Source organism: Streptomyces sp. MB09-01 (genome assembly GCF_033794505.1).
In the GTDB taxonomy this organism is placed as follows: domain Bacteria; phylum Actinomycetota; class Actinomycetes; order Streptomycetales; family Streptomycetaceae; genus Streptomyces.
The window spans coordinates 1-7103 of record NZ_JARAYQ010000341.1; the positions used below are offsets into that span (position 1 = coordinate 1).

7 protein-coding genes are annotated in these 7103 nt (G+C 72.3%); 5 read left to right on the plus strand and 2 right to left on the minus strand.

Annotation, left to right across the window (positions count from 1 at the left end; all coding sequences use genetic code 11):
* Positions 1-35 precede the first annotated feature (35 nt).
* Together PV721_RS39070 and PV721_RS39075 are read left to right on the plus strand one after the other, a co-directional pair.
* Positions 36-749 (plus strand): sigma-70 family RNA polymerase sigma factor, encoded by a 714-nt coding sequence (locus tag PV721_RS39070; RefSeq protein WP_319732976.1) that lies wholly within the window; start codon positions 36-38, stop codon positions 747-749.
* Positions 750-882: 133 nt separating this feature from the next.
* Positions 883-1983, plus strand: a complete 1101-nt coding sequence (locus PV721_RS39075; protein ID WP_319732968.1) for a PI-PLC domain-containing protein — start codon at positions 883-885, stop codon at positions 1981-1983.
* 78 nt (positions 1984-2061) lie between these two features.
* On the opposite strand, the gene PV721_RS39080 is transcribed toward PV721_RS39075, so the two are convergent.
* Positions 2062-3261 carry a S8 family peptidase gene (locus PV721_RS39080; protein WP_319732970.1) on the minus strand — a complete coding sequence of 400 codons (1200 nt, stop codon included), beginning with the start codon at positions 3259-3261 and terminating at the stop codon, positions 2062-2064.
* A 291-nt stretch (positions 3262-3552) separates the two neighbouring features.
* Between PV721_RS39080 and PV721_RS39085 the strand changes: the two genes are divergently transcribed.
* The gene (locus PV721_RS39085; protein WP_319732972.1) at positions 3553-3762 is read left to right on the plus strand and encodes a hypothetical protein; all 210 of its coding nucleotides are present in this window, start codon (positions 3553-3555) and stop codon (positions 3760-3762) included.
* Positions 3763-3864: 102 nt separating this feature from the next.
* Here PV721_RS39085 and PV721_RS39090 read toward each other — a convergent pair whose 3' ends face one another.
* Positions 3865-5316: an FAD-dependent oxidoreductase gene (locus PV721_RS39090; RefSeq protein ID WP_319732974.1), complete on the minus strand. Its 1452-nt coding sequence runs from the start codon at positions 5314-5316 to the stop codon at positions 3865-3867.
* Positions 5317-5386: 70 nt separating this feature from the next.
* Between PV721_RS39090 and PV721_RS39095 the strand changes: the two genes are divergently transcribed.
* Positions 5387-6037: a TetR/AcrR family transcriptional regulator C-terminal domain-containing protein gene (locus tag PV721_RS39095; RefSeq protein WP_319732975.1), complete on the plus strand. Its 651-nt coding sequence runs from the start codon at positions 5387-5389 to the stop codon at positions 6035-6037.
* Positions 6038-6193: 156 nt separating this feature from the next.
* Positions 6194-7103 (plus strand): DUF4139 domain-containing protein (locus PV721_RS39100; RefSeq protein ID WP_319732978.1); only part of this gene is annotated, 910 nt, incomplete at its 3' end.

Genomic DNA, 7103 nt, shown 5'->3' on the forward strand with positions numbered 1-7103 from the left:
GCGCCGGACACCCCTTCCCCGAAGGACCTGTGGCGATGACTCCTGCCCTGCCCACCCAGCACCGTCCCGCCGGCGAACAGCCGGACCGGCACACCGCCGACGCGGCGGTGACCCGTCTGGCCCTGGACGCCCGCGACGGCGACCCCGCGAAGGCCGACCGCTTCGTCCGTGCGCTGCACCGCGACGTCTGGCGCTACGTCGCCTACCTCAGCGCCGACACCCAGGCCGCCGACGACCTCACCCAGGACGTGTTCCTCCGGGCCCTCGCCGCCCTCCCCCGTTTCGAAGGCCGCTCCTCGGCGCGCACCTGGCTGCTGTCCATCGCCCGCCGCACCGTCGTCGACAGCCTCCGCCACGCCGCGGCCCGGCCCCGGCTCTCGGACCGCCACGACTGGCAGACCGCCGCGGAGCAGACCCAGCCGTGCGACGTCCCCGGCTTCGACGAGGGCGTCGCGCTCGCCGAACTCCTGGCCGCGATCCCGTCCGAACGCCGGGACGCCTTCGTCCTCACCCAGCTCCTGGGCCTGCCGTACGCCGATGCGGCCGAGGCCATCGGCTGCCCCATCGGCACCGTCCGCTCCCGCGTGGCCCGCGCCCGCACCTCCCTCATCGAACTGCTGACGGACACCACGCCGTCCGCACCCGCCCGGGAGCACCCGCTCGGGGACCGGGCACCCCGGTTCGCCGCGTCGGCGTCGCCGGCCGCGCCGGCCGCGCGGAAGGGCGCGCTCGCCCCGTCACCCGCCTGATCCGTCAGGGGCACACGGGAGGGCTCGGCGTCTCCGCAGCCCTCCCGTGGCCCCCGCGGGGATCGGCGGCCCCGCGCCGAAGGCGGCGTACGAGGGCTCCGCAATCGACGGCGGGCGCGCTACCCTCCACCGCATGATTGACATGGGCATGTTAAAAACCTGGGTGCGCGGGCGCCGTCGCCGGCGTACCGGCCGGCACGCCTTCGTCGGCCTCCTCCTCCTGGCCCTGCTCGGCACCGCGACCGCCGCGACCGCCGCGGCCGCCTCGCCCCCGGGCCCGCGCCCTTCCGCCTCCCCCTCCGCCGTCACCGTGCCGACGGGCACGAGCGACGCGGCCGGCGCCGCGGCCGCCCGCTGGGGCGACCGGCGCCTCGACGAGGCCGCCTTCCTGACCACCCACAATGCGTTCACCAACTACGAGGACTCCCGCTGGAGTTCGGTGAACCAGGCCGAGTCGGTACGTGCCCAGCTCGACAACGGGGTCCGCGGCCTGAGCCTGGACACGCACTGGTACGAGCGCAGCACCTGGCTGTGCGTCATCAGCTTCGGCAGCGACTGCTACCCGAGCGACGTCTACCTGTGCCACGGCGACTGCAAGACCTTCGCCGGCGCCACGTACGCCCTTCCCCGGCAGTCCTTCCACGGCACGATGCAGACCGTGGTGGACTTCCTCGCCGCCCATCCGCAGGAGGTCGTGACCGTCTTCCTCGAGGACTACGTCAGTGCCGAGCAGCTGCAGCAGTCGCTGGGCAGGGTCAGGGGGCTGCCCGACATGGTGTTCCGGCCCGACGAGTGGGGCGTGCGCCAACACGGATGGCCGAAGGTGGCGGACCTCGTCACCGCCGGCAAGCGGCTGCTGATCTTCTCCGACCGGTCCGACCGCGAGCATCTGGGCGTCATGTACGACAAGTCCTGGACGGTGAGCAACTACTGGAGCCTCGGTGACCTGGGCAACGACCTCGCCTGCGTCAGCCGCTGGGCCGACCTTCCGCTGGACCGTCAGGAGCCGGGATTCCGGCGCCTGTTCACCATGAGCCACCACCGCAACGTGCCCACCGTCATGACGGCGGCCCTGGACAACGGCAGCAAGCTGAGGAACCGCATCGCCGGGCAGTGCCGGACGGCCACCGGCGGCCGTGATCCGAACTTCGTCTCCGTCGACTTCCACCGCGTGTCGGACGGAAGCGGCCACACCCCCGCTTCGATCGTCGCGGAGCTCAACTCGGTCCGCTGAGACGTACCCCCGCACGCCGAAGCGGCCCTCCACGACGTGGAGGGCCGCTCCCGGTCCCTGCGCTACTTCACTACCGCACTACGGCGTTACCTTCAGCAGATTGTTCGCGGTGCCGGAGGACGGGTTCTTGATCGCACCCTTCGTCGCGGCTCCGGTCAGCGCGGCAGCCGTGTCGGCGGGCGTCGCCGACGGGTGGGCCGCCAGGTAGAGCGCCGCGGCGCCCGCCACGTGCGGAGCGGCCATCGACGTTCCGGAGATCGTCTTGACGGCGGTGTCGCTGTCCTTCCAGGCCGACGTGATCTCCGAGCCGGGGGCGTACAGGTCCACCACCGAGCCGAAGTTCGAGAAGTCGGACTGCTGGTCACCCTCGGTGCTGGATGCGACCGTGAGGGCCTCGGGCACCCGGGAGGGCGAGCCCTGGCCGGCGTCGGAGGACTCGTTTCCGGCCGCCACCGAGAAGGTCACGCCGGAGGCGACGGCCCGCTTGACGGCCGCGTCCAGCGCCTCGTCGGCGCCGCCGCCGAGGCTCATGTTGGCCACCGACGGCCCGGAGTGGTTCTTCGTCACCCAGTCGATGCCCGCCACGACCTGCTCGGTGGTGCCGGACCCGTTGTCGTCCAGCACCCTCACCGCGACGACCTTGGCCTTCTTGGCGACGCCGTGGGAGGTGCCGGCGATGGTGCCCGCCACATGGGTCCCGTGGCCGTTGCCGTCGTCAGCGGTGTCGTCGTTGTCGATCGCGTCGAACCCGTGGGCGGCCCGGCCGCCGAAGTCCTTGTGCGAAATCCTGACGCCCGTGTCGATGACGTACGCCGTCACCCCCTCGCCGCCGCCGTCCGGGTACGTGTACTTCTGGTCGCCGGCCGTGGCCGCCTGGTCGATCCGGTCCAGGCCCCAGGACGGGGGCTTCTCCTGCGTCTCGTTGATGCGGAAGCGCTTGTTCTGTACGACCGTGCCGACGGCCGGGTCCGCGGCCAGCCGCTTCGCCTCCTTGACCGTCATTCCGGATGCCGAGAAGCCGTTGACCTGGGAGCCGTAGGAGCGCTCCAGCTTGCCGCCGTACTTCTTCGCCAAGTCCTCCTTGTTCGCGGATGCGTCGAGGATGACGACGAAGCTGCCGTCCACGGCGTCCGCTACGCCGAGTCCGTGCACAGTCCCTTCGGCCGGTGTGGCCGCCCCGGCGAGGGGGCTCGCAAACAGGGCCGCAGCGGCCGCAGTTGCGGCACTCGCGGCTATGGCCGCGTTGCGAAGGGCTTTGGATCGCTTGTGAGTTGCCATGTAGAGGGTTCTCCTCGTGTTGACGTGTGGGGCGTCAAACCTTTTGGAGAACCCTGTTCCGATTGACAGGAGCAAATCAAGAGCGAACCAGGGGTAAGGGCTTCTTCAACAAGGTTTCTTAATGGGCTCTCCGCACCGCCTCCATCTCGCACACATGTCCTTGGGAACTCCTGCACGGAATGGACACATGATCGTTTCGATGGCGGGAGGCGGCGTGGTCCGCGTGTTTGGCGGGGGCCTGACGGGTTAGGTGTCCGTTACCGGGAAATCCCGTGAGGAGCGTGAACCGTCATGGGTGGAGACAAGCGCCGGATGCCGGACAAGGGCCGCGAAGAGCAGATCCGCGGGCGGTCGCCGGAGCCGGACCAGCTGAAGACGGGCGGCCGGCCGCGCAGTCCCGACGAGATCGCGCACGAGCGCGGCCGCGAGGACGCGACGCTGCGTGACGTGATGCACGACCTGAGTGAGGGGGACCTGGACGACATGCGCGACGACCGCTGATGCGGGCCCTCCCGCTCCCTCGCCGGTGAGCCGGCCGATGGCCCGGCGATGACGCCGGGTGGTGGGTCACGATGACGCCGGGTGATGGGGCGGGCAGCTCGCCTACGCGGCGATCCCGGCCGCGTACGCGGTCAGGCCGTCCCCGGTCGCCCCGGCCCAGCCGACGTAGCCGTCCGGGCGGATCAGGAACAGCCCGTCCCCGTAGGCCTCGTACGAGGGGATGCGGACGGTACGGACGACCGCGAGCCCGGGACGTCCGGACAGGTCGGGCAGGTCCGCCGGCTCGGAGCCGGAGCCGACGGCCAGCAGAGTCCAGTGCGTGCCCTGGAACGCGTCGAAGAGCCGGAGGCCGCCGCGCACCCCGTCCGGTGCGCGGTCACCCGCCCGGAGGGCTTGGTCGGCCAAGCCGTCGCGGGTCTCGACCGCGAGGGCCGAGTCCCGGTAGCCGATGCCGAGCTGCCGGGTGGCTTCGCCGCGCCGGACCTCGCCGCGGTGGATGCGGGTGGACAGGCCGAGCATCTCGGCGGCTACCGGCAGCCGCTCCTCCTCGTAGGAGTCGAGCAGCGTCGCGCGGGCTCCCTCGCGCAGCACGGCGGCCAGCTTCCAGCCCAGGTTGTACGCGTCCTGCACGCTGGTGTTGAGGCCCTGCCCGCCGGCGGGCGAGTGCACGTGCGCACTGTCGCCGGCGAGGAAGATCCGGCCGTCCCGGAACCGGTCGGCCATCGCGGCCCGCGGCCGGAAGTCCGAGGCCCAGCGCACCTCCTTCACGTCCTCGGGCGCGAGGTGCGAGCGGGCACCGATCACCTTGCGGATCCCGTCGAGCGAGAGGTCCGGCTCGGTGCCCTCCGGGAACTGGGCCACCACCTGGAACTCCTCGGTCGCGGCCAGGGGCCAGATCGCGAGATAGCCCCCGCCCCCGGCCGGCGGGAAGACGTGCATGTGGTCGCGGTCGAGGCCCTCGATCCGAACGTCCGCGACCAGCATCGGGTTCGGGTCGACCGTCTCGCCGGTCATGCCGATGCCCAGGGCCCGCCGCACGGTGGACCGGCCGCCGTCCGCCGCCACGGCGTACCGTGCGCGGACGGGCGGCCCGGAGACGAAGGCGGCCGTCACCCCCTCCGCGTCCTGCTCGATGCCGGCCAGCTCGCGGCCGAAGGCGATGTCGCCGCCCAGCTCCGCGAGCCGCGCGGCGAGGATCTCCTGCGTACGCCATTGCGGCACCATCCAGGGCTCGGCATAGGGGGCGCCCTCGTCCGGTACCGCCGCGTCGAACATCCGGTGCTCGCCGGTGGGGACGCCGTCCTCCCAGATCACCCCGACCGGGTACGAGCCTCCGGCCGCCCGGATCGCGTCGTGCACGCCGAGGTCGTCGAGGACCTCCAGCGTGCGGGGCTGCAGCCCCTTGCCGCGCGATCCCGGGAAGAGGGATCCGGACCGCTCGACGACGAGGGCGGCGACTCCGCGCCGGGCGAGGTCGATGGCGAGCGCGAGCCCGGTGGGGCCGGCTCCGACGATGAGCACGTCGGTGTGGTGGTCGGTGGCATGCGTGTTCACGACATTCTCCTTAACGATGTTAAGTACTGCGCCTCCACAGCATGCATTTAACGGTGTTAAGCTGTCAACCGTGGCAACCCGGAAACCCCCCAAGCTGGACAAGAAGCAGGCCGTCGACACCGCGCTGCGGCTGCTGAACGAGGTGGGCCTCGACGGACTGACCCTGCGCGCGATCGCCAAGGAGCTGGACGTCCAGGCGCCGGCCCTCTACTGGCACTTCAAGAACAAGCAGGAACTCCTCGACGAGATGGCGACCGAGATGTACCGGCGGATGGTCGCCGGGCAGCGGATCGCCCCCGGGGCCACGTGGCAGGACCGGCTGATGGCCTTCAACCAGGGCCTGCGGACCGCCCTGCTCGGCTACCGCGACGGCGCCAAGGTCTACAGCGGCTCCCGCTTCACCGGCACCGAGCACGCGGTCCAGCTGGAGGAGAACCTTCGCGCCTTCGGCGAAGCGGGCTTCGAGCCCGCCCAGGCCGTACGCGCCCTCACCACGGCCTACTACTTCACCCTGGGCTTCGTCACCGAGGAACAGGGGGTCGAACCCCTGCCGGGTGACCGTCGCGACGGTTACGACGTCGACGAACGCGCCACGCGCATGACGGACTTCCCCCTGGCGGCCGCCGCCGGAGTCGAACTCTTCCAGGACTTCGGCACGGGGTTCGAGGAGAGCCTGCGCCTGCTCGTCGCGGGCATCGAGGCGCGCTACGGCATCGCTTGAGCGCTCGTCAGGGGCAGCGCCGCCCGCACACCGGGCCGTCCCGGCGCTCACGCGCCCGTCGGCTCGTCGTACGGACGGATCCACATCGCCGCGGCGCCACGCTCCCACGGGGTCCGGCGTAGGCTTCGCCCCATGGAGCGGCGGGGGGCGGAACACATGACGGCGGAGACGGCACGGACCTGGGGGGCGACCCTCGATTCGGTCGTGGTGTACGCACAGGGCGCGCTCTGCCGCCGCCTGGCCCGGGGCAGCGTGCCGCCCGACGGCCGGGTACGGGTGACGGGACTGCCCCGCTCGCTGGATCCTGGCTCGCTGCGCGCGCGTGTCCTCGGCGCTCCCGGGGTGCGCGTCACCGAGGCCCGGGTGGAGGTCGAGACCGAACCGCTCGGCGCGGGCGCGCCGGACGGGCTGCGGCGCGAGGTCGAGCGGCTGGGCGAGGCGTACGCGGCGGCGCGGGCCCGCCGTGACCGACAGCTCAGCCTGATCGAGGAGGTCAGGGCCCTTCACCCGGTGCCGCCTCCCCGCAAGCGCGACGACCCGCACCGCCGCACCCCGGTCGACGCGTGGCTCGAGCTGGCCGACTTCGTCGACGAGCGGCTGACCGGACTGCACGCCCGCCTCGTCGAGCTGGAGGACGCAGTGCGCGGGGCCGAGCACGGGCTCACCGTCGCCGCCGACCGGCTCGCCCGCGCCTCCACCGACGCACCGTCGGTGCACGTGGAGAGCACGGTCTGCGCGGTCCTGACCCTCGACGGCGCCGGTGAGGACGAGGTGGAACTGGAGCTGGAGTACGGGGTGCCGGGCGCCGTCTGGGTGCCGACCTACCGGCTCACTCACCGTCAGGGCGACGACAGCGGCCACCTGGTGCTGCGCGCCTCGGTCGCCCAGCGGACCGGCGAGGACTGGACCGGCGTGCGCATCGCCCTGGCCACCGCCGATCTGCGGCGCCGCACCGACCTGCCGAAGCTGCGCTCGATCCGGATCGGACGCCGTCAGCCCGCCCCCGCGCCCTCCGGCTGGCGCGAGCCTCCCGCGGGGCTCGCCGGCCTGTTCGCCGGGTACGAGG

Bases quoted from the DNA above. Each gene is read 5' to 3' on its own strand.
- PV721_RS39070 (WP_319732976.1), top strand. From the start codon at position 36: ATGACTCCTGCCCTGCCCACCCAGCACCGTCCCGCCGGCGAACAGCCG.
- PV721_RS39075 (WP_319732968.1), top strand. From the start codon at position 883: ATGATTGACATGGGCATGTTAAAAACCTGGGTGCGCGGGCGCCGTCGC.
- PV721_RS39080 (WP_319732970.1), bottom strand. From the start codon at position 3,261: ATGGCAACTCACAAGCGATCCAAAGCCCTTCGCAACGCGGCCATAGCC.
- PV721_RS39085 (WP_319732972.1), top strand. From the start codon at position 3,553: ATGGGTGGAGACAAGCGCCGGATGCCGGACAAGGGCCGCGAAGAGCAG.